The organism is Flavobacterium sp. N502536 (genome assembly GCF_025947345.1).
Classification (GTDB): Bacteria; Bacteroidota; Bacteroidia; order Flavobacteriales; family Flavobacteriaceae; genus Flavobacterium.
In genome coordinates, this window is sequence record NZ_CP110011.1 from 3,293,391 (window position 1) to 3,315,385 (window position 21,995).

The following is a 21,995-nucleotide window of genomic DNA, read 5'->3' on the forward strand; positions in this document are numbered from 1 at the left end:
TATTAATTCTTTGCATTTATATAAGAATGAGGTAGTTTATTTCTTAAATTATTTTTAGTGAAAAAGTACTCATGATAAATTATAAATAGAGATTTTTCGAGATTAAATAAGGCTGTAAGTAAAATAGGGTCTAATACTTTTTGAAGTAAGTTCTCCAAAACAAATAGAAACGTAAGCCAATATTTTTTAAAAATAAACCATAATCTCTGATTTGGAAAGTATGTACAATTTCATGATGTACCCTTTTTTGAATGGCGAGATCTTCTTCTTTTGTTCGATTTAACTGGATTGCTTTTTTTAGGATCAGATAAGTAGATTGGTTTATTTTTTTAAATCCTAATTTTTTATTGTCGTAAAAATTTGAAGTTAATGAATTTTTCGAAATTCTCTTTTTTATCAAAATTTCATCAATAAAGTCAAATTCATAAATGCGTGATGCTCTGATCCAAAAATCTAAATCTTCATAGGATAGTTTTTCATCATAGCCGTTTAAGGAATCATAAACTGTTTTTTTTGCCATTGAAGAGACAGAACAAATGCTGTCTATACCCGAAAGTACGCTTAAATAAATATCTCCGGTTTGTTTTGTTTCAATTGTTTTACGGTTATGATTTGCGGGGAAGTAGTAAGAATCGAATTTTCCTTTTTCAGTAATCAATTCAGCATTTCCGTAAACAATTCCAAGATTTTTAAAAGTACTTTCTTTAAAAGTCTTTATCTGTAAGGAAACACAGTTTGGTACTAAAACGTCATCGGCAGCTAAATCAATGATGTAATCTCCTTGGGCCAGTTTTAATGCTTTATTAAAAGATTTAGTATTTCCTAAATTCGTTTTATTGGCAATGAATGCTACTTTAGGATAGTTTACAAGCCATTCTTTAATTTTATTTTTGGAGTTATCAGTACTACAATCGTCTACAATTATTAATTCCACAAAAGCATAATCCTGGCAGATTACTGAATGCAAACTCTCAATCACGAATTTTTCATGATTATAACATAAGCAAATAATAGTTACCAGCGATTTATTTTGCATATTGTTTTTAAAGAGTTATATATTTGATACGAAAATAAGAAATCGAAGTCGATAGTGCCTAACAAAAAAAGTATAATTGAAATAAGATTATGAATATAGTTTTGATTGATTTTCCTAAAATCGAAAACATCTTAGGCAACATTGCAGTAATTGAAAATGGCACAATTCCTTTTGAAATAAAAAGAGTCTACTACTTGTACGATATTCCGAGTTCTTCAAAAAGAGGCGGTCATTCTCATAAAAAATTACAGCAGATCTTAATTGCAATTTCGGGAAGTTTTGATGTGGTTTTAAAAGATGGTGAAGTCGAGAAAACAGTCACTTTAAATAAACCAGACAAGGGTTTGTTGATTGAGAATAATATATGGCGTGAGCTAGAAAATTTTTCATCAGGTGCCGTTTGTCTTGTTTTAGCTTCTGAGGTTTTTGACGAAAGCGATTATTTACGAACTTATAGTGAATTTTTGAAGTCAAAAGAATGAAATTACTCTATATAACGCAAAGAGCAAACGAAGAAGGAGGGGTGCAAAGGGTACTTGCGGTAAAAACTAATTATTTAATCGAGAGATTTGATTATCAAATAAGCATTATTACTCAAAATGAAGGAAATGAAAATCTTTTTTTTGAGTTTAATAAGCGAATTGAGTTTTATGATATTTCATTAAAAAGTAATAAAGTTTTTAATCTGTTTCACTATAAAAAAAGATTACAAGAGTATATAAAAAGAATACAGCCTGATTGTATCGTTGTTTGCGATTTTGCATTAAAATCATTTTCAATTCCATTGCTCATAAATACCAAGATTCCTATTGTTTTTGAAGCACATGGTTCCAGATTCAATGAATACAGAAATGGATTCTTTTTAGGGTTTATGAGTAAGTTCAAATATAAATATCGAAATTATTGTGCTTCTAAATTTATGACTTTTGTTGCATTATCTGAGGAAAGTCTGAGTGAATGGTCAGTTACAGATAGTGTTGTAATTTCTAATCCATTGTGGATGGAAACAAAATCTTTTTCAGATTTAAAAGCAAAAAAAATAATTGCTATAGCAAGACATTCCTATGAAAAAGGAATTGATAGATTACTGCAAATTTGGGAATTAGTTGCGAAAAAATATCCTGATTGGTCACTGGAGATCTATGGAAAAGAAAATGAAGCTTTAGGTTTGCGAAATTTAGCAAAGAAGTTGAAAATAGAAAAAAGCGTGATGTTTTTTGATCCGGTTGAAAGTATACAGGAAAAATACACCGAAGCATCAATATTGGTAATGACCTCTAGAAATGAAGCATTGCCAATGGTTTTAATTGAAGCGATGGCTTGTGGTTTGCCTTGCGTTGCTTATGATTGCCCAGTTGGACCAAAAGCAATTATACAAGACGATAAAAATGGATTTCTTGTAGAGGAAGGGAATCAGGATTCTTATGTTGAAAAATTAAGTCTTTTAATAGAAGATGAACTCTTAAGAAGGAAGATGAGTGACGAGGCCAAAAAAAGCATAGAAAAATATAATTTGAAGCACATTATGGATCAATGGAAAATATTGTTTGACTCAATTGTAAAGGCCTAATTTATATTACAATAATAGCCCAATCGATAAATGTCAAAAAGAAAAAGTGAAGGTTTTTTGCTTAATAATTGCTTCAAAAAAAAAGGTTTAAATATTTTGAATCCAAATGCAACTAAACCTTTAAGGTAATATTTATTTATGATTTGAAAATAATGTGAGAGTTTGGTATACTCTGGAGGAATTAGATCAGAATCAACTAAGTTTTTCAATCCAACAACAGCTTCTTCGGATTTTCGTAAAAATGTTTTACTGTTTTCAATTCCCAAATGATAAACGGGGTTTTCAATGTGAACAATATCAATTTTATTTTGCATTAAATTGTATGAAAACAAGGTGTCTTCATGTCTGAGATTTGGAATGTTTTCGTTGAAATTTACAAGAGAAAATGTGCTTTTTCTGATCATGAAATTCAAAGTTAGAAACGAAATATACGGTTTTTTGTTTCGTTCTAAAGTTGATAAAGCTTCACGTCTTCTACCATAAACCAATCGTAAGGTTTCTTTTTGTTGAGGTTTTGAATCTTCATATAAAATCCCTCCATAGATAACTTTCTCACGGTCGTTGATTTGTGAGATGTAATTTGAAATAAAATTGCTGTGAATTGGAATTGTATCAGCATCTAAAAAAAGCAAATTTTCATAAGCTGCTTTATGAGCTAACAAATTTCTAATGGCACTTCTTCCAATATTTTTTTCTAAGATAGCGTAGCTGCATTTTTCGAATCGATTAATCTTTTGATTTTCAATTGAAAAAAATGTAGAAGCATCATCAAGACATATAATTTCAAAGACGATATCTGATTCCAAAGCCTGTTTATACAATGTCTCAACAAGTGGTAAAACATTATAATTAAAAACCGGAATTAAAATAGAGAGCATTACACGCTGCGTTGCACCACTTCAAAAATTCTTTCATCCTCACATTTTAGTGTTTTGGAAGGGAATTTCATCAGCAAAGCATAATCATGAGTAACCATGATAACTGTTTTACCGTTGGCATTGATTTTTTTCAAAACTTCAAGGACTTCTGAGCTTGTTTGCGGATCGAGATTTCCGGTTGGCTCATCGGCTAAAATGAATTCAGGATCGTTTAGTAGCGCTCTTGCAATTGCAACACGCTGCTGCTCACCTCCCGACAGTTGATGTGGCATCTTGTTTAAGAATTCTTTCATGCCTACCTTGTCAAGAACTTCATCGATTTTATGTTCCATTGCTTCTTTCTCAGACCAGCCAGTTGCTTTTAAAACAAAAAGCATATTGTCTTTTACCGAACGGTCCGGAAGTAACTTAAAATCCTGAAATACAATTCCGATTTTACGTCTCAGATACGGGATTTCGCTTTCTTTTAAAGTCGCCAAATCAAATTCTACAATATGACCTTCACCCTCAGTTAAAGGTAAATCGCCGTACAGCGTTTTCATGAAACTACTTTTTCCGGAACCTGTTTTTCCAATTATATAGATAAATTCACCATGCTGAACATCTAAATTAATATGAGATAAAATTTTCTTTCCTTCCTGATATATAGTGACTTCTTTAAGAGACAGTACGGTTTGCGACATAATAAAATTGATTTGAATGGTAAAAGTAATAAGATAACGCTTGGATTCAAAATAAATTTCAATCATTTCTATGGGAATTTTTTTAAAAGCAACCACGAATTAAACGGATTGGAAGGATTTGATTCTCTTTTTAGACGAAAACTTAAATTTTGTTGAGTAGAAATTTTATAATAAAAAATAACGAAAAAAGGAACCGCAAGAAGTTGCACAGGTTTATTTTACGAGGGAGTGATGACGATTTTTAAACCGAATTAATGGAAGGTTGGTAATGCAATTAAACTCAGTTGATAAAGCATCTAGTTTAGAATTATTTATACGGCTGATCGGGTTTAATTAATTTTTTGTTCATAATAAAAGCCTGAAACGTTTCGTTATAAACGGTATAAAATGATACATTTGAATACTAAATATAATTAAAATGCGTAAACTTCCCTGGTTCTTTTTATTTCCAATTATCCTTTTTTCGACCATAGTTTCGGCACAAAAATCAGCTATTTACACTTACGATTTAAAGGATTTTGACAAAGCACTGGCTTTATACAATGACAAACAATATGCTTCGGCCCAACTTATTTTCGAACAGGTAAAAAACAATGCCACAACTGAAGAAGTTCAGTCAGATTGTGCTTATTATATTGCCAATTGCGCTATTCGTACAAACAAAGTAAATGCCGATGCTCTAATCGAAAAATTTGTAAACGATTATCCAACAAGTACAAAACAAAATCAGGCCTATATTGAAGTGGCCCAGTACTTTTTTGAGCAGGGAAATTATCCGAAAGCTTTGCAATGGTTTGACAAAGTCGATGAAACTTATATGAGTAAATCGGATTCGGATAAATTTAATTTCCAGAAAGGCTATAGTTATTTCAATGCTAAAAAGAAAAAAGAAGCTACAACTTATTTTAATAAAGTGGTAAACTCTCCTGAATTTGGTTCTCAGGCCAAATATTATTTGGGATTTATGGCTTACGAAGGTGACGATTACAAAGAAGCAACTAAATATTTTGATGAAGTTTCGGGTGAAGAAAAATACAAAGAAAAGCTTTCGTATTATCAGGCCGACATGAATTTTAAATTGGGGAATTTCCAAAAAGCAATCGACTTAGGGCAAAAAGCAATGAGTAAATCCAATGATTTGGAAAAATCTGAATTGAATAAAATTATAGGAGAGAGTTATTTTAATTTAAAACAATACGGCAAAGCGATTCCGTTTTTAGAGCAATATGCCGGTAAAAAAGGAAAGTGGAACAATACTGATTTCTACCAGTTGGGATATGCTTATTACGAGCAAAAAGAGTATGAAAAAGCGATCTCTCAATTCAATAAAATTATCGAAGGGAAAGATTTCGTTGCTCAAAATGCGTATTACCATTTAGGTTTGGCTTATTTGAACACGGGCAAAAAACAAGAAGCTTTAAATGCGTTTAAAAATGCTTCGGAAATGGATTTCAATGCCCAGATTCAGGAAGATGCCGCTTTGAATTATGCAAAGCTGAGTTATGAAATTGGAAATGCCTATCAAACCGTTCCGGGCATTTTACTTGATTTCTTAAAAAAATACCCAAACAACTCCAGTAAATCGGAAGTAGAAAAATTATTGGTAGACTCTTATATTTCTTCTAAAAATTACAAAGAAGCATTGTCTTTATTAGAAAAAAACAGATCGGCAGAAAATAAAGCAGCCTATCAAAAAGTACTTTTTTACAGAGGTGTAGAATTGTACAATGAATCAAACTATCAGGAGGCAGGAAAAATGTTCAAAAGTGCTATCAGTGAACAAAAAACACCTGAATTTACAGCCCGAGCGACTTTTTGGAAAGCAGAAACAGAATACATGACCGATGATTTTCAGAATGCTTTATTAAGCTATAAACAGTTTGCCGGATTAGCCGCCGCTAAAACTACCACTGAGTACAAAAACATCAACTATAATATTGGTTACGCCTATTTTAAACTCAAAGAATACGATCAGGCAGGGAATTCTTTTCAGGCACAAATTGATAATTCGAAAGAAGATAAAGTGCGTTTAAACGATTCGTACCTGCGTTTAGGGGACAGTCGATTTGTGAGCACGAAGTACAGTGCCGCAAATGAAGCGTATGCAAAAGCCATTGAAGCAAAAGGGGTTGATGCCGATTATGCACAGTTTCAAAAAGCAATTTCTTACGGATTTATGTCTAAAAATGACAAGAAGGCCGATGAGTTGAACAATTTCCTTCAAATGTATAAAAAGTCGTCTTATCGTGATGATGCTTTGTATGAATTAGGGAATACTTATGTAGCTGAGAAAAAGAACGAGCAGGCCCTTAAAACATACGATCAGTTAATTTCAGAATTTAAAAATGGTTCGTTTACTTCAAAAGCGATTTTAAAACAAGGGTTGATTTATTACAATTCAGATCGTGACGATCAGGCTTTGGTGAAATTTAAGAAAGTAGCAGCTGAGTTTCCTAAAACTCCAGAAGCTCTGGAAGCGGTTTCAACGGCTAGATTGATTTATGTTGATTCAGGAAAAGTAGATGAATATGCAACTTGGGTTCGTACATTAGATTTTGTGGCAGTTACAGATGCCGAGCTGGATAACGATACTTATGATGCAGCTTTCAAACAATACAGTCAGAATAACAGTAAGCCGGCCATAAGTGGTTTTACAGGTTATATAAACAAGTTTCCAAAAGGAATGCATGCGCTTGAAGCAAACTTTTATCTGGCACAATTGTATTTTGCTGAAGGCTCAGAAACAAAATCGACAGCAAATTATCAGTATGTAGCTGATCAGCCAAGAAGTGAATTTACAGAGCAGTCGTTGAGCAGACTGGCACAAATTTTCCTAAAAGCAAAAGACTGTGATCAGTCGGTTCCGGTATTGGTGCGTTTAGAAAATGAAGCCGATTTTCCTCAAAATAAAAGCTTTGCTCAGGCCAACCTGATGAAATGTTATTACGATAAGAAAGACTTTGATAATGCTGTAGTGTATGCTGATAAAGTATTGCAAAATGCAAAAGCTGATGCAAACGTAAAAGCCGATGCTCAGATTATTGTCGCACGTGCAGCAATGCAGACCGGAAATGAAGATAAAGCCAAAGCAGCTTATGCGAAATTATCGGCAACTTCAAAAGGAGAATTAGCTGCGGAAGCCTTGTATTATGATGCTTATTTTAAAACCAAAGAAGGGAAATTTGATGCTTCGAATGTTTCTGTACAAAAGCTGGCTAAAAACTACTCGGCTTACAAATATTACGGAGCGAAAAGTTTAGTCCTGATGGCAAAGAATTTCTATGGATTAAAAGACAGTTATCAGGCAACCTACATTCTGGACAACGTCATTAACAATTTTACCGATTATCCGGATGTTGTGGAAGAAGCTAAGAAAGAATTAAGTGCAATAAAATTAGAAGAGTCTAAAACGAATTCTTCAATTACGAAATAGTTCATTTGGTGAAATGTGAAATGTTGTCTGTGAAATCAGAATAACAGATAACATTTTACGTCTCACAAAACACATTTTACAACATATGAGTTTACCTTTTTATATAATTGATGTTTTTGCTGATAAAAAGTATGCCGGGAATCAGTTGGCCGTTTTTTTAGATGCTGAAAATTTAAGTTCAGAAGAAATGCAGCAGATGGCGCGAGAGATAAACTTCGCAGAAAGCACATTCATAACAAAACTTGACCGGGAGAAAAATAAGGCCGAAATCAGAATATTTACACCAGCTCATGAAATGGAGTTTGCGGGACATCCTATAATTGGAACCTCTTGGGTTTTGATCCATAAAATATTTGAAAATTCCCCTGAAAACATCACATTAAATGTTCCTATTGGAGGAATTCCAATTCACCAGTCCGAAGATTTAATTTGGTTAAAAGCGGCACAGCCAAAATTTTGGGATATTTTTTCGAAAGAAGATTTCACATTATTCAGTAATCTGAAAAAGGAAGATTTCGAAAATCAATTTCCAATTCAGGAAGTGACAACTGGAAGCGCATTTGTAATGGTGGGGCTGAGCAATAAAAAAGCACTGGAAAACTTGGTTTTAGATAAAGATAAAGCCGATCAATGGATGAAAAGAAATTGCAAAACTTCTCATAGAGGTCTGTATTTCTATTATTTAGAAGATTCCAAATTGTTTAGCAGAATGCTATGTGTCGAACACAATCAATTGGTTGAAGATGCAGCAACAGGAAGTGCCAGCACCTGTTTACAGGCTTTTCTGTTAAAATATCATTTGCCGCAAATTGAAATGATTAATTATCAGGGAGATTATATCAATCGTCCGTCGCAAATTTATTTTAAAGGAAAAGTAACCGAAAATCAGTTTGAGATTAAAATAGGAGGAAAAGCACAGTTTGTTGCAAAAGGAGATTGGGAAGTATAACAAATAGAAAAGTTAATAATGTAAAATGTTAATTGTGAAATGTGAACTGAAATGCATCTTACATTTTACAACTAACATTTCACAAAAAGAAATAAATATGAAAATTAATTGCCACAATAAAATCATCATTTTACTAGTATTGTTTGTTGTACAGCTTTCGTTTTCGCAAAAGAAAAACGAAACAATAGGAACAGAAACAGTAAACGTAGTAAAACCTTATTCGCCAACGATTTCAGATGCTTTTAAAGTGAAGGAAACACCTTCGCTTGACGATACCGGAAATCAGCCAAAAGAAACCATAAAATATAGTATTTTATCTGTTCCGGTGGCTTCTACATTCACACCTTCAAAAGGAAAGGCCGAAGGGGTTGAGAAATCTAAAAAAGAAAAACTGTTTAACAATTATGCCACATTGGGAGTAGGGAATTATGGGACTTTAAATGCTGAATTATTTGTCAATCAGGAGTTGGGGAATAACGATTATGTTGCAGGGATGTTTCGTCATCACTCTTCTCAGGGCGGAATTAAAGGGGTAGATCTAAACGATGAGTTTTACGATACAGCCTTAAATGTGGGCTATGGTGTAAACAATCGTGATATGTCCTGGAATGTTGATTTAGGTTATCAGAATCAATTGTACAACTGGTATGGTTTACCAGCTGATTTTGGAGCTACTTTGGCCGGACAAACCCGCGATGATTTAATAAGAGGGATCAATCCAAATCATTCTTATAACACCATTTCCTTGGGTGGTAATGTATCTTTTACGGAGGGGATTTTTAGTAAGATCTCGACCAAGTTTACGCATTTCTCAGATAGTTTTTCATCGTCAGAAAATCGTTTTTATGTAAAACCTTCTTTCAAAGTAGAAGTGATGGATCAGTCTATAAATACCAATATTATTGTGGATCATGTTAGCGGATCTTTTGAACATAATTATGCGCACGATAATACAGCCCCATTAAAATACAGTCTGACGAATTTTGGAATTGAACCAAGTTTTGTGATTTTGGAAAATGACTGGACATTGGAGTTAGGTGCGGGATTGTTTTATGGTCTGGATTCTGAAAACAGCGGAAACAAGTTTTATATTTATCCAAAAGTGAATGCTTCGTATAAGCTGGTAGGAGATTTAATGATTTTCTATACCGGAGTTAACGGAGGTTTAAATCAAAATTCTTATGCTGATTTGGTGACCGGGAATCCGTTTTTATCGCCAACGCTTCATATGAAACCAACTAACAATCAGTACACTGTTTTTGCAGGTTTAAAAGGAAAACTGGCCAACAATATCAATTATAATCTTACCGGTTCTTATCTAAATGAAAAAGACAAAGCCTTATACAAAGGCAATGATTACACGGAAGATTTCTCTAACCAAAATTATGCTTTTGGGAACTCATTTGGAGTGGTTTATGATGATGTGAGAACCTTCCGTTTCTATGGAGAATTAAAAGCCGATTTTTCTCAAAATGTCTCTTTCGGAATCAACGGAACTTTTAACAGCTATAAATTTGATGGTACAGAAGCATGGAATTTACCGACTATGAAATTAAGTTCTAATCTGGACGTAAATATCACGAAACAATGGTATGCTGGACTGAATGTTTTCTATGTGGGAGAACGTAAAGACATGCAATCCAATCTGAATTTAGGAGCAGATCCGGTGCTTACAACACTAAAAAGTTATTTTGACGCCAATGCACATTTAGGGTATAAATACAACGAACGTTTGACTTGTTTTTTAAAGCTTAATAATATTGGAAATCAGGCCTACGAAAAATGGCTGAATTATCCGGTACAAGGATTTCAGGTAGTCGTTGGAGCAAACTACAAATTCGATTTTTAAAAGAGATTTACAGAAAGCTATAAAGTTTTTGAGCCGCGAATTCACAAAGTAATTAGGATTATTAGTGAATTCGTGGCTCACTTTTTTTGAGACTGTATAAAACCTTTGCATCTTTGTAACTAATAACAGTAGTACCTCAAAAAAATGGAAATTAAACTGAGACAAGAAAATGAAAAGGACCACAAAAGTGTTTTCACCTTAATTGAAAAAGCTTTTGAAAAGGAAGAATATAGCGATCACCAAGAACAATTTTTGGTTGAAAGATTAAGAAAATCAGCTGCTTTTATTCCGGAACTATCAATTGTTGCCGAAGTGGAGAATGAAATTGTCGGACATATTTTATTGACAAAGTTAGAAATCAGTAACGATACAGCATCTTTTGAATCTTTGGCACTGGCACCGGTTTCTGTACTACCTGAATTTCAGGGAAAAGGAATTGGTTCAAAACTGATACTGCACAGCCATAAAGTAGCAAAAGAGCTGGGCTATAAATCGATTATATTATTAGGACATCCCGATTATTATCCGAGATTTGGTTACGAACTTTGTGAAAAGTACCATATCGAAATGCCTTTTGAGGTTCCTGCAGAGAATTGCATGGTCATCGCTTTAACCGAAAACGGATTGTCAGGAGTAAGAGGGAAAGTCATTTATCCGACTGCTTTTTTTGAGTAAAAAGGGTAATCTTTTTTTAACTACTTTTTACGATCTTTAGAACTTCGTGACAAAAGATGATTTTGACAACGAAAGAACTGTGTACCTCATTTCAAAAAATATAGTGAATGATGAAAGTATTTAAAATTCTTGAAACCTATAAGACACAATATGAAAATCCTATTATTCTTAAAACTGGCGAGACTGTAAAATTAGGAGAAGAGGAGAAAGAAGAAAAGTGGAAAGGATGGATTTGGGCAGAAAATGAAGTCAACAAAGGTTGGGTACCGTTACAGATACTCGAAATTTCTTTGGATAAAAAGGAGGCAAAAGTTTTAGAATACTACACGGCAAAAGAATTGAATGTCGATAAGGACGATGAAATTGTAAAAATTAAAAGCTTAAACGGTTGGACTTGGGTGCGGAAAATCGTGAATAATGCCGAAGGATGGATTCCCGATGAAATAATCGGTTAAAATATAAAAGGAAAACCTTTGTACCTCTTTATCTTTGCACCTTTGTACCTCAGAATCTCAGTACCTCAAAAAAATGACTTTTAAACAAAAAATACACTCGCATTACCTGCAAATGGTTCAAGACCGAATAGATGTTTTTAGAGACATGATTTCGGCTTTAACCGAAGATTCTAAAAACGATGCCAAAGGTTCTGCCGGAGACAAACATGAAACTGCTTTGTCGATGATGCACATTGAGCAGGAAAAACTCACCAATAAATTGAAAGAAGGGATTGCCCAAAAAGCGATTTTAGATAAAATAGATGCCTTAAAAACTACTGAAAATATTATTTCGGGAAGTTTGGTGAAAGCTAACGGAATTTATTTGTATGTAAGTGTAGCGCTTCCTAAAATCAATATTGAGGGTACAAATGTTATTGCACTTTCACCACAATCGCCTTTAGGAGCCCATTTAATGGGGAATGAAATAGGGTTTACTTTTGAAATTAACGGAACCAAATATCTAATTCAGGAAATTAGTTAAATGGATTACCTTCTATTTAATATGCAGCTTCTCTTTGTTTGGAGCTGCTTTTTTTTGCTTAAACTTTTTTAAATCTAAATGTGTCGTTCCTCTGGAACTTTGCTTTGATGATTGTTTTTTTTCAACGGATTAAAATCCGTTGCTACAATATGTATCGAGCCGAAGGCTCTTATACATTTACTCTTTTGGAACTTTGTTTAGTTTTTTTTTTAGGGATAAAAATCTGTTGTTAGGATATATGTCTAGCCAAAGGCTCTTTTGCGTCACTCTTTCGAAACTTTGTTTAGGTCATTTTTTTTTTGCGGATTAGAATCCGTTGCTCCATTATATGTCTAACCAAAGGCTCTTATTCATCCCTTTTTCGAAATTTTGTTCAGGTGATTTTTTTTCAACGGATTAAAATTCTCTGTTGCAATATATGTCGAGTTTAAGGTTTTATGCAAAAGTTCTGAAGGAACGCTTTATTTTGTAACGACGGATTTCAATCAGTCGAAAAGGTATAAACACGAGCCATAAGTTCCGTAGGAACGACCCATGTAAAATCTGTCAATCTTTGGGCGACTTGGTTAGAAATCTCAGTATGAACTATAATAACAATTCCAGAACCGTTTTTATTCGTCTCTCTTTCGAAACTTTGTTTAGGTGATTTTTTTTCAACGGATTAAAATTCTCTGTTGCAATATATGTCGAGTTCAAGGTTTTTATGCAAAAGTTCCGAAGGAACGCTTTATTTTGTAACGACGGATTTCAATCCGTCGAAAAGGTATAAACATGAGCCATAAGTTCCGTAGGAACGCCCCATATAAAATCTGTCAATGATTCTGAGATATCGTGTAATTTAACCTAAAGATCGTTCTTTGGATTTGCGTTTTTTGTTTTTATCAAACCTGAAATTGAAATTTTTAAGTTTGAGGCTTTTTTAAATGCTGAAATTTTATGTTTTATATGTAAAAATGTATTTTTAGTTTTAAATTGTAATTAAAATAGCTATATGTGTTTTTCAATTATAACTGATATTGCATCTTTGCTTTATCAAAATGAAGTTTAAAAATAAAAATATAGCGTTATGTGTGGAATTGTATGTGCCTTTGATCTAAAGCAAAAAGCCGAAACTTTAAGACCTCAAGTATTAGAGATGTCTAAAATTATCCGTCACCGTGGACCGGATTGGAGCGGAATTTATAGCAATGATAAAGCAATTTTATCACACGAGCGTCTGGCAATTGTAGATCCGGCTTCAGGAAAACAACCTTTGTTTACGGAGGATAAAAAATTGGTTTTGGCTGCAAATGGTGAAATTTACAACCACAGAGAATTACGCAAACAGTTTCAGGGAAAATACAACTTCCAGACTGAAAGTGACTGTGAAGTGATCTTGGCACTTTACCGAGAAAAAGGACCTCATTTTGTAGATGAAATGAACGGGATTTTTGGATTCGCAATCTATGATGTTGAGAAAGACGAGTATTTCATTGCCCGCGATCACATGGGAATTATTCCATTGTATATTGGTTGGGACCAACATGGAACTTTTTATGTGGCTTCTGAATTAAAAGCTTTAGAAGGATATTGTACAAAAATCCAATTGTTTCCTCCAGGACATTATATGACAAGTAAAGATGGCGAATTTGTACAATGGTACAAAAGAGACTGGACAGAATATGAGGCGGTAAAAGATAACGAAACCAGTATTCCTGAAATCAAGAAAGCGCTTGAAGCAGCAGTTCACAGACAATTGATGAGTGATGTTCCTTATGGTGTTTTACTTTCCGGAGGTTTAGATTCGTCTATCACTTCAGCGGTAGCCAAAAAATTTGCACAAAAGCGTATCGAGTCAGATGATACTACTGATGCCTGGTACCCGCAGTTGCACTCTTTCTCAGTAGGATTAGAAGGTTCTCCTGATTTAGCTGCAGCACAGGTGGTTGCCAAACATATCGGAACAATTCACCACGAAATTAAATTTACCATTCAGGAAGGATTAGATGCTGTTCGTGATGTTATTTACAACTTAGAAACCTATGATGTAACCACCGTTAGAGCGTCAACCCCAATGTGGTTAATGGCGAGAGTGATCAAATCAATGGGAATCAAAATGGTATTGTCAGGTGAGGGAGCAGATGAGTTGTTTGGAGGTTATTTGTACTTTCATAAAGCACCAAATGCGAGAGAATTTCACGAAGAAAACGTTCGTAAATTAGGTAAACTGCACATGTACGATTGTCTTCGCGCTAATAAAAGTTTAGCGGCTTGGGGAATTGAAGGACGTGTTCCGTTTTTGGATAAAGAATTTATGGATGTGGCAATGCGAATCAACCCGCAGGATAAAATGATCAACAAAGAGCATCCAATGGAAAAATGGGTAGTTCGTAAAGCCTTTGAAGACATGTTGCCTGAAAGTGTTGCCTGGAGGCAAAAAGAGCAGTTTTCGGATGGTGTAGGATACAGCTGGATTGATACTTTGAAAGAAGTGGTAGCCGTAGAAGTTTCGGACGAGCAATTGGCAAACGCAAAATATAAATTCCCATTGCAGACACCAACTTCGAAAGAAGAGTATTACTATCGTTCGATTTTTGCAGAACATTTTCCAAGTGATGCCGCTGCGTTATGTGTGCCTCAGGAAGCCAGTGTGGCCTGCAGTACAAAAATTGCTTTGGAATGGGATGAAGCTTTCAAAAACATGAACGATCCATCAGGAAGAGCTGTGGCAAGCGTGCATGATGATGCTTACGCGAAAGCATAAACAAGTATTTTTAGAATTAGTATATATATTTCCGAAAGACGTTCTCAGTACTGAGGGCGTTTTTCTTGTCTTATAGTGTTAAATGATGTTATTTCAGTTAGTTAAATGTGTTTTTTGGAAAATAGTGTGACTTTCTTTTTTATATTTGACATTCGCTGAAATAAAAATGAAAAGAACTAAAAATGTAGCTTATTAAGTACATAAAGTCAGAAATAATATTTAGCTTAGCCGAACATTAGAAAAACATAAGATATTTGATTAACCGATTTAATATCGGTAAAAAATAGAGAATAATAAAAAAATATAGAACAGTATGTCTGGATTATTAGCTGTTATTGGTAAAGGAAAAGACCCGCAACTCGTAAAAGAGCTTTCCGCAAGAATGTCCCATCGTGGTCCCGATGAAAGCGATTTGCATATTATGGAAAATGGCAGTATTATTTGCCATGAAAGCTTGTCGATTATTGATTTAAAATCAGGAAAGCAGCCTATTCAGGGAACTAATAAGGCCTGGATGGTGCATGATGGAGAAATCTATAACTATCAGGAACTAAAAGATACAGTTTTAAAAGAGCATACCTTCAGAACAAAATCGGATTCAGAAGTTATCGTGCATTTGTACGAAGAATTTGGATACAAGTTTTGTAATATGCTGGACGGCGATTTTGCTTTTGTAATTATCGATGGCGATAATTATATAGCGGCCAGAGATGCAGTAGGTGTAAAGCCTTTGTATTACGGACTAGATGAGAGAGGAAGAATTTATTTTTCATCAGAAATGAAGTCCATTTCAGATCAGTGTAAATCCTTTTCGACTTTTCCTCCCGGACATTATTATACTGGTAAAACGGGTTTTGTAAAATATTACAATCCGGAATATGAGGACCATTCAAATGCCATTCAAAAATTAAACTTAGATTTAATTCGAGAGACTTTAATCGAAGCAACCCGCAAACGTTTAATGAGCGAAGTTCCTGTTGGAGTATTACTTTCCGGAGGATTAGATTCGTCATTAACATCGGCGATTGCTGCTCGTTTATTGAAAGAAAACGGAGAAAAACTACATTCATTTTCTATTGGTTTGGATGCTGATGCACCCGATAACAAAGCGGCGAGAGAAGCTGCAGCGTTTTTAGGTACAGAACACCATGAAATACATTTTACGGTAGAAGAAGGAGTTGAAATTCTGGAAAAAGTAATCTACCATATTGAGACTTACGATATTATTTCGGTACGCTCCGGAGTGCCAATGTATTTGTTGTCAAAGGCGATTGCTGATAAAGGCATTAAAGTAATTCTTTCCGGTGAAGGCGCCGATGAAGTTTTTGGAGGTCATTTGTATTTTAGAAATGCACCATCAGCACAAGAGTTCCAGGACGAAACAATCGAAAGAGTACAAAAAATGTTTACCGCTGATTTGTTACGTGCCGATAAAATACCAATGGCTCATGGATTAGAAGCGAGAATACCATTTTTGGATAAAGAATTTTTAGAAGCTGCAATTCGAATTAAAACCGAAGAAAAACAGCCAAAAACATATGATGGAATTGAAAAATACATTTTAAGAAAAGCATTTGATACACCAGAGAATCCGTATTTGCCTGAGGAAGTTTTATGGAGACAGAAAGAACAGTTTTCGGATGGAGTAGGATACAGCTGGGTGGATGAATTGATTGACTACTGCGCCGGACAGGTTTCGGACGAGCAGCTGGCGGGAGCAAGTGTTGAATTTCCGTATAATTCACCAACAACCAAAGAAGCTTATTTGTACAGATCGATTTTTCATAAGTATTACCCACAAGTCAGCGCCGCACATACCGTTAGAAAATGGATTCCAAGATGGCAGGAAAATCAGGACCCAAGTGGAAGAGCGAACGCAGCACACGTAAAAGCGGGTGTTGAAACTTCGAAAGCCGGAGTTACCGTTTAAAAGGTGAAACCTGGGAATAAATTAATATAAAAAATCCGGAAAGATATTTAATACATCTCTCCGGATTTTTTTTGTGATATAAATTTCTAAAAACCATGTTAATGCGATGCAGCCTGTTTAGGAAAAATACTATATTTGGCTACCATTAAAAACTAACCTTATTTAAAATTACCTATGAGAAATTTATTGTTTAGTAGTATTTTATGCTGCTCATTTGCGTCATTAAGTGCTGTTTATGCACAAAAACCTGACGTGCCAAAGTATATTAAAAATGTTGAAGGAGTCAAAGAGTATTCCTTAAATAACGGATTGAAAGTTCTTTTAATTCCGGATGCCTCGCAAAGCAATATGGTTGTGAATATTGTTTACAATGTAGGCTCCAGAAATGAGGGGTACGGAGAGAAGGGGATGGCCCATTTATTAGAACACATGCTTTTTAAAAGTACGAAGAATTTAGGAGATATCAAAAAAATGCTTTCTGAAAAAGGAGGGGCTGCCAATGGAACCACTTGGTTAGACCGTACTAATTATTATGAAGTTTTCCCATCCAGTGATGAAAATCTGAAATGGAGTATTGAAATGGAAGCGGACCGAATGATCAATGCGACCATTTTGCAAACAGATTTAGATAAGGAGTTTTCTGTAGTTAGAAACGAGTTTGAAATAGGCGAAAACAACCCTGATGGTGTTTTGCAGGAAAGAGTACTTTCTGCGGCTTATTTATGGCACAATTACGGAAAAAGTACCATCGGAAGTAAAGAAGATATTGAGCGCGTAAAAGCAAAAACATTACGCGTTTTCTACGAAAAGTATTATCAGCCGGACAATTCAACTTTAATAATTGCCGGAAAATTTGATGAGAAAAAAGCTTTGCAATATGTGGGGCAGTATTTTGGTAGTATTCCAAAACCGAAAAGAGTTTTAGATAAAACTTATACCATAGAGCCGGCGCAGGATGGTGAAAAATATGTGGAGTTGAAAAGAGCTGGTGACAGTAAAAATATTGGCGCTTTATACCATACTGCGGCTTACGCAGACAAAGATTATGCTGCCATTGATGCTTTGGGCGAGATTTTAACGGCCGATCCATCAGGTTATTTGTATAAAGCTTTAGTTGAAACTCAAAAAATATCCAGTATTTATTATTGGCAGCCGACTACCAGAGATGCGAGTTTTGTATACTTTGGAGTAGCTGTTCCTAATGATAAAGATGTTGTAGCAACAAAAGAATTGGTGAGAGCCGAATTGGATAAAATAGGAACTATTAAATATACAGATGAAGATGTAAGCAGAGCTAAGGCTAAATTGATCAAGCAAATTGAAGGAATAAAAAACAACACCGTTTCTTTTGCTATTAATCTTACCGAAATTATTGGAGCTGGAGATTACAGATTAGGATTTTTATACAGAGATGCAATCGAAAATCTAACGAAAGAAGACATACAAAGAGTTGCAGAGAAATATTTTAAAAGCAACAACAGAACCGTTGGAGTATTCATTCCTTCAAAAGACGAACAAAGAGTTAAGCCGGTAGAATATACAGACGAACAATTGTTAGCCTTTACTAAAGATTACAAAGGGAAAGCTCTTGAAAAAGAAGCGGCTCCGTTTGAAGCTTCTATCAAGAACTTAAAACAAAATTTTGTAGAAGGAAAGCTTAGCAATGGTGCAAAGTATGGCTTGATTAAAAAAGAAATCAAAGGAGGAAAAGTTCAGGCAAGCTTTAAATTTCCGGTAAGTAATGAAAAGGATTTAGCCGGAAAATCAGATGTAGGGGCTATTTTGGCTCAGTTGTTAAAAACGGGTACCACTACCAGAACAAAAGAGCAAATCAGCGATCGTTTAGATCAATTGAAGTCAAGTTTGTATTTTGATTTCTCAGAACAAACCTTGTCAGTAACGGTTCATACCTACAAAGAAAATTTTAAAGAAGTAATGGATATTTTAGGAGATCTGCTGGTTAATGCTACTTTTCCTCAAAATGAGTTAACGAAAACGATTAGCGAATACAATACCTACTTAGAATCGAGTTTAAACGATCCTCGTTCTGTTGCATTTATAGAACTTTCAAGACAAACGTCAAAATATTCGAAAGAGAGTATTTTTTATACGTCAACTGTTCAGGAGCAAATGGACGCTTATAAAAAGATAAAACAAACAGAAATTGTTGATTTCTATAAAAATATTTTAGGAGGAAACAACGGAGTTGGAACTGTGGTCGGAGATTTAGACGCTAAATCGACCGCTCAGATTTTAGAGAGTACTTTTGGAAAATGGAATTCGAAATCAAAGTATGAAAAGGCAGTACCTGTATTTTTCGAAACTCAGAAAGCAGACAAAGACTATATCACACCGGATAAGGAAAATGCCGTTGCGGTAGGGAAAATTAGTTTTAAAATGAATCAGAAAGATGCTGAATACCCGGCATTTGTAATGGCAAATGAAATTTTAGGAAGCGGAGGCTTTTTGACTGCCAGAATTCCGATGCGATTGAGAGAAAAAGAAGGAATCAGTTATGGAGCAGGATCTTTTGTAAATGTACCCATTACAAATGATGTTGCTTATTGGGCCTACTACGCTTTCTTAAATCCAACGAAAAAAAATGCAGTTGAAGTTGCTGCCAAAGAGGAAATTGCTAAAGCATTAAAAGACGGTTTTACGGCCGAAGAATTAAAAACAAATTTGGTAAGCTGGCTTAATGAAAGAAAAACCAGATTAGGCGATGACGGAACTTTAGCAACTTTGACAAATACCTATCTGCAATACGGAATTCCTTTGGAAGATTATGATACTCTTGAAAGTAAAGTAAAAGCATTAAAAGTAGAAGAGGTAAATGCTGTTGTGAGAAAGTACATAAGCTTAGACAAAATGACTTCTATTTATGCAGGAGATTTTAATAAGAAACAATAAAGCTTAGGGAATTCAAATTCCAAAATTCAAATTCCAAATTCCAATTTTTAGGGATTTAAAATTTATAGAAACCGAAATGCATTTTATAATGTTATTTCGGTTTTTTTTATACGGTTTAAAAAATAATTTAGGTTTTATAAATGCAATCGAAATTTTTACCGCATTCTTAATTTTTGGAATTTGCAATTTGAAAAAAAAGGAATTTGGAATTTGAATTTTGGAATTTAAGAAAATTGGAATCTAAGTCTTCTTTTAGGCTTATTTTTGGGTTTTTAAGACAATTGTGTTAATAACTTACCCGCTTTAAATGGTAATTTAACGGATATATAATTTGCGTTTTTATATATTTGCGTGTTAGACAATAAATACATTTTTTAGAATAAATTATATGAGCGAAGAAATCAAGAAGAACAATTATTCAGCAGATAGTATTCAGGCATTAGAAGGAATGGAGCACGTAAGAATGCGTCCATCGATGTATATTGGAGATGTGGGGGTTCGAGGGCTACATCATTTGGTTTATGAGGTTGTTGATAACTCTATTGATGAGGCGATGGGAGGACATTGTGATACCATTGGTGTTGCAATAAACGAAGACGGATCAGTAACAGTTGAAGATAACGGTCGTGGTATTCCAGTTGATTTACATAAAAAAGAAGGAGTTTCGGCGCTTGAGGTTGTAATGACTAAAATTGGTGCCGGGGGTAAATTTGATAAAGATTCTTATAAAGTTTCCGGAGGTTTGCACGGGGTTGGGGTTTCGGTTGTAAATGCCCTTTCCGTTCACATGAAGTCTACCGTTTTTAGAGAAGGAAAAATCTACGAACAGGAGTACGAAAGAGGAAAATCATTATATCCGGTAAAGCAAATCGGAGAAACAGATAAAAGAGGTACACGTCAGACATTTTACCCTGATAATACTATCTTTACTCAAACTACAGAGTTCTCTTATGATACTTTATCAGCTCGTATGCGTGAGCTTTCTTTCTTAAACAAAGGAATCACCATTACATTTACGGATAAAAGAGAAGTAGATGAAAAAGGAGAATTTAAAAGCGAAGTGTTTCATTCAGATGAAGGTCTTAAAGAATACATTCGTTATTTAGATGGTAACCGTGAGCCAATTATTTCTCACGTAATCAGCATGGATCACGAAAAAGGTGAAATTCCGGTTGAGGTTGCTTTGATTTACAACACCAGTTATACCGAGAATATTTTCTCTTATGTAAATAATATCAACACACACGAAGGAGGAACGCATTTACAAGGTTTTAGAAGTGGTTTAACAAGAACCCTGAAAAAATATGCCGATGCATCCGGAATGTTGGATAAATTGAAATTCGAAATTGCGGGAGATGACTTCCGTGAAGGATTAACTGCTATTATTTCGGTAAAAGTGGCTGAGCCTCAGTTCGAAGGTCAGACCAAAACAAAATTAGGAAACAGAGAGGTGGTTTCTCCGGTTTCTCAGGCTGTTGGAGAAATGTTAGAGAACTATTTGGAAGAAAATCCAAATGATGCCCGAATCATTATCCAAAAAGTAATTCTGGCTGCTCAGGCCCGTCACGCTGCTAAAAAAGCGCGTGAAATGGTACAGCGTAAAACCGTAATGGGTGGCGGTGGATTGCCAGGAAAACTATCCGATTGTTCGGAGCAGGATCCTGCAAGATGTGAGGTTTACTTAGTCGAGGGAGATTCGGCTGGTGGAACAGCAAAACAAGGTCGTGATCGTAACTTTCAGGCGATTTTACCATTGCGTGGTAAGATTCTGAATGTGGAGAAAGCGATGCATCATAAAGTATTCGAAAACGAAGAGATTCGTAACATCTTTACCGCTTTGGGAGTTACCGTTGGTACAGCAGAAGACAGTAAAGCTTTGAATCTTGAAAAGCTTAGATACCACAAAGTAATCATCATGTGTGATGCGGATGTCGATGGTAGTCACATTTCTACCTTAATATTAACATTCTTCTTCCGTTTCATGAAAGAGTTGATCGAAGAAGGTCACGTTTATATCGCTGCACCACCTTTATACTTAGTTAAGAAAGGAAACAAAAAAGAATATGCGTGGAATGATGTTCAACGCGATCAGGCCAATGAGAGAATGGGTGGAAGCGCCGCGATTCAACGTTACAAAGGTCTTGGAGAGATGAACGCGGAACAATTGTGGGAAACAACAATGGATCCGAACTTCAGAACTTTACGTCAGGTAACCATTGACAGTCTGGCTGAAGCCGACAGAGTTTTCTCTATGCTTATGGGGGATGAAGTACCACCACGTAGAGAATTTATCGAGAAAAATGCAGTTTACGCTAATATCGATGCGTAATAAATTTTAATCATCAATTCGTTTAATTGTTT

General features: G+C 34.8%; 15 protein-coding genes. 12 read left to right on the forward strand and 3 right to left on the reverse strand.

Annotated features, from left to right (window positions below):
• Positions 1-130: 130 nt before the first annotated feature.
• Positions 131-1,036 carry a glycosyltransferase family A protein gene (locus tag OLM61_RS13935; protein ID WP_264523244.1) on the reverse strand — a complete coding sequence of 302 codons (906 nt, stop codon included), beginning with the start codon at positions 1,034-1,036 and terminating at the stop codon, positions 131-133.
• Between the two features lie 89 nt (positions 1,037-1,125).
• On the opposite strand from OLM61_RS13935, the gene OLM61_RS13940 reads away from it, so the two are divergent.
• Both OLM61_RS13940 and OLM61_RS13945 read left to right on the forward strand, forming a co-directional pair.
• On the forward strand, positions 1,126-1,518 hold the full coding sequence (locus OLM61_RS13940) for a sugar 3,4-ketoisomerase (protein ID WP_264523245.1): 393 nt from the start codon (positions 1,126-1,128) through the stop codon (positions 1,516-1,518).
• The gene (locus tag OLM61_RS13945; protein WP_264523246.1) at positions 1,515-2,606 is read left to right on the forward strand and encodes a glycosyltransferase family 4 protein; all 1,092 of its coding nucleotides are present in this window, start codon (positions 1,515-1,517) and stop codon (positions 2,604-2,606) included. Before OLM61_RS13940 ends, OLM61_RS13945 begins: the two co-directional genes overlap by 4 nt.
• Here the strand turns inward: OLM61_RS13945 and OLM61_RS13950 are convergent.
• Positions 2,603-3,484, reverse strand: coding sequence for a glycosyltransferase family 2 protein (locus OLM61_RS13950; RefSeq protein ID WP_264523247.1), 882 nt, complete (start codon positions 3,482-3,484; stop codon positions 2,603-2,605). The two genes, OLM61_RS13945 and OLM61_RS13950, sit on opposite strands and share 4 nt — an antisense overlap.
• The gene (locus OLM61_RS13955; protein ID WP_026109865.1) at positions 3,484-4,167 is read right to left on the reverse strand and encodes a cell division ATP-binding protein FtsE; all 684 of its coding nucleotides are present in this window, start codon (positions 4,165-4,167) and stop codon (positions 3,484-3,486) included. Before OLM61_RS13955 ends, OLM61_RS13950 begins: the two co-directional genes overlap by 1 nt.
• 418 nt (positions 4,168-4,585) lie before the next feature.
• Here OLM61_RS13955 and OLM61_RS13960 point away from each other — a divergent pair, with 418 nt between their 5' ends.
• The 10 genes from OLM61_RS13960 (at position 4,586) to gyrB (ending at position 21,963) form a co-directional block, all read left to right on the forward strand.
• Entirely contained in the window at positions 4,586-7,600 is a 3,015-nt protein-coding gene (locus OLM61_RS13960; protein ID WP_264523248.1) for a tetratricopeptide repeat protein, read from the forward strand.
• A gap of 85 nt (positions 7,601-7,685) precedes the next feature.
• Complete coding sequence (locus OLM61_RS13965) at positions 7,686-8,549, forward strand: PhzF family phenazine biosynthesis protein (protein WP_264523249.1); 864 nt, start codon at positions 7,686-7,688, stop codon at positions 8,547-8,549.
• Between the two features lie 97 nt (positions 8,550-8,646).
• Positions 8,647-10,398 (forward strand): TonB-dependent receptor, encoded by a 1,752-nt coding sequence (locus tag OLM61_RS13970; protein WP_264523250.1) that lies wholly within the window; start codon positions 8,647-8,649, stop codon positions 10,396-10,398.
• A 144-nt stretch (positions 10,399-10,542) separates the two neighbouring features.
• A complete protein-coding gene (locus OLM61_RS13975; RefSeq protein WP_264523251.1) occupies positions 10,543-11,073 on the forward strand; it encodes a GNAT family N-acetyltransferase in 531 nt (176 codons plus the stop codon).
• Positions 11,074-11,180: 107 nt separating this feature from the next.
• Positions 11,181-11,528: an SH3 domain-containing protein gene (locus tag OLM61_RS13980; RefSeq protein ID WP_264523253.1), complete on the forward strand. Its 348-nt coding sequence runs from the start codon at positions 11,181-11,183 to the stop codon at positions 11,526-11,528.
• Between the two features lie 73 nt (positions 11,529-11,601).
• Positions 11,602-12,051, forward strand: a complete 450-nt coding sequence (locus OLM61_RS13985; RefSeq protein ID WP_264523254.1) for a hypothetical protein — start codon at positions 11,602-11,604, stop codon at positions 12,049-12,051.
• Between the two features lie 1,066 nt (positions 12,052-13,117).
• Entirely contained in the window at positions 13,118-14,794 is a 1,677-nt protein-coding gene (gene asnB / locus OLM61_RS13990; RefSeq protein WP_264523255.1) for an asparagine synthase B, read from the forward strand.
• A gap of 313 nt (positions 14,795-15,107) precedes the next feature.
• Entirely contained in the window at positions 15,108-16,724 is a 1,617-nt protein-coding gene (gene asnB / locus OLM61_RS13995) for an asparagine synthase B (RefSeq protein ID WP_264523256.1), read from the forward strand.
• A gap of 174 nt (positions 16,725-16,898) precedes the next feature.
• Positions 16,899-19,634 (forward strand): M16 family metallopeptidase, encoded by a 2,736-nt coding sequence (locus tag OLM61_RS14000; RefSeq protein ID WP_264523257.1) that lies wholly within the window; start codon positions 16,899-16,901, stop codon positions 19,632-19,634.
• A 388-nt stretch (positions 19,635-20,022) separates the two neighbouring features.
• Positions 20,023-21,963, forward strand: coding sequence for a DNA topoisomerase (ATP-hydrolyzing) subunit B (gyrB, locus tag OLM61_RS14005; protein ID WP_173966966.1), 1,941 nt, complete (start codon positions 20,023-20,025; stop codon positions 21,961-21,963).
• The last annotated feature ends 32 nt before the right edge of the window (positions 21,964-21,995 follow it).

Coding starts and splice junctions, on each gene's coding strand:
- OLM61_RS13935 (WP_264523244.1), bottom strand. CDS start 1,036: ATGCAAAATAAATCGCTGGTAACTATTATTTGCTTATGTTATAATCAT.
- OLM61_RS13940 (WP_264523245.1), top strand. CDS start 1,126: ATGAATATAGTTTTGATTGATTTTCCTAAAATCGAAAACATCTTAGGC.
- OLM61_RS13945 (WP_264523246.1), top strand. CDS start 1,515: ATGAAATTACTCTATATAACGCAAAGAGCAAACGAAGAAGGAGGGGTG.
- OLM61_RS13950 (WP_264523247.1), bottom strand. CDS start 3,484: ATGCTCTCTATTTTAATTCCGGTTTTTAATTATAATGTTTTACCACTT.
- OLM61_RS13955 (WP_026109865.1), bottom strand. CDS start 4,167: ATGTCGCAAACCGTACTGTCTCTTAAAGAAGTCACTATATATCAGGAA.
- OLM61_RS13960 (WP_264523248.1), top strand. CDS start 4,586: ATGCGTAAACTTCCCTGGTTCTTTTTATTTCCAATTATCCTTTTTTCG.
- OLM61_RS13965 (WP_264523249.1), top strand. CDS start 7,686: ATGAGTTTACCTTTTTATATAATTGATGTTTTTGCTGATAAAAAGTAT.
- OLM61_RS13970 (WP_264523250.1), top strand. CDS start 8,647: ATGAAAATTAATTGCCACAATAAAATCATCATTTTACTAGTATTGTTT.
- OLM61_RS13975 (WP_264523251.1), top strand. CDS start 10,543: ATGGAAATTAAACTGAGACAAGAAAATGAAAAGGACCACAAAAGTGTT.
- OLM61_RS13980 (WP_264523253.1), top strand. CDS start 11,181: ATGATGAAAGTATTTAAAATTCTTGAAACCTATAAGACACAATATGAA.
- OLM61_RS13985 (WP_264523254.1), top strand. CDS start 11,602: ATGACTTTTAAACAAAAAATACACTCGCATTACCTGCAAATGGTTCAA.
- asnB (WP_264523255.1), top strand. CDS start 13,118: ATGTGTGGAATTGTATGTGCCTTTGATCTAAAGCAAAAAGCCGAAACT.
- asnB (WP_264523256.1), top strand. CDS start 15,108: ATGTCTGGATTATTAGCTGTTATTGGTAAAGGAAAAGACCCGCAACTC.
- OLM61_RS14000 (WP_264523257.1), top strand. CDS start 16,899: ATGAGAAATTTATTGTTTAGTAGTATTTTATGCTGCTCATTTGCGTCA.
- gyrB (WP_173966966.1), top strand. CDS start 20,023: ATGAGCGAAGAAATCAAGAAGAACAATTATTCAGCAGATAGTATTCAG.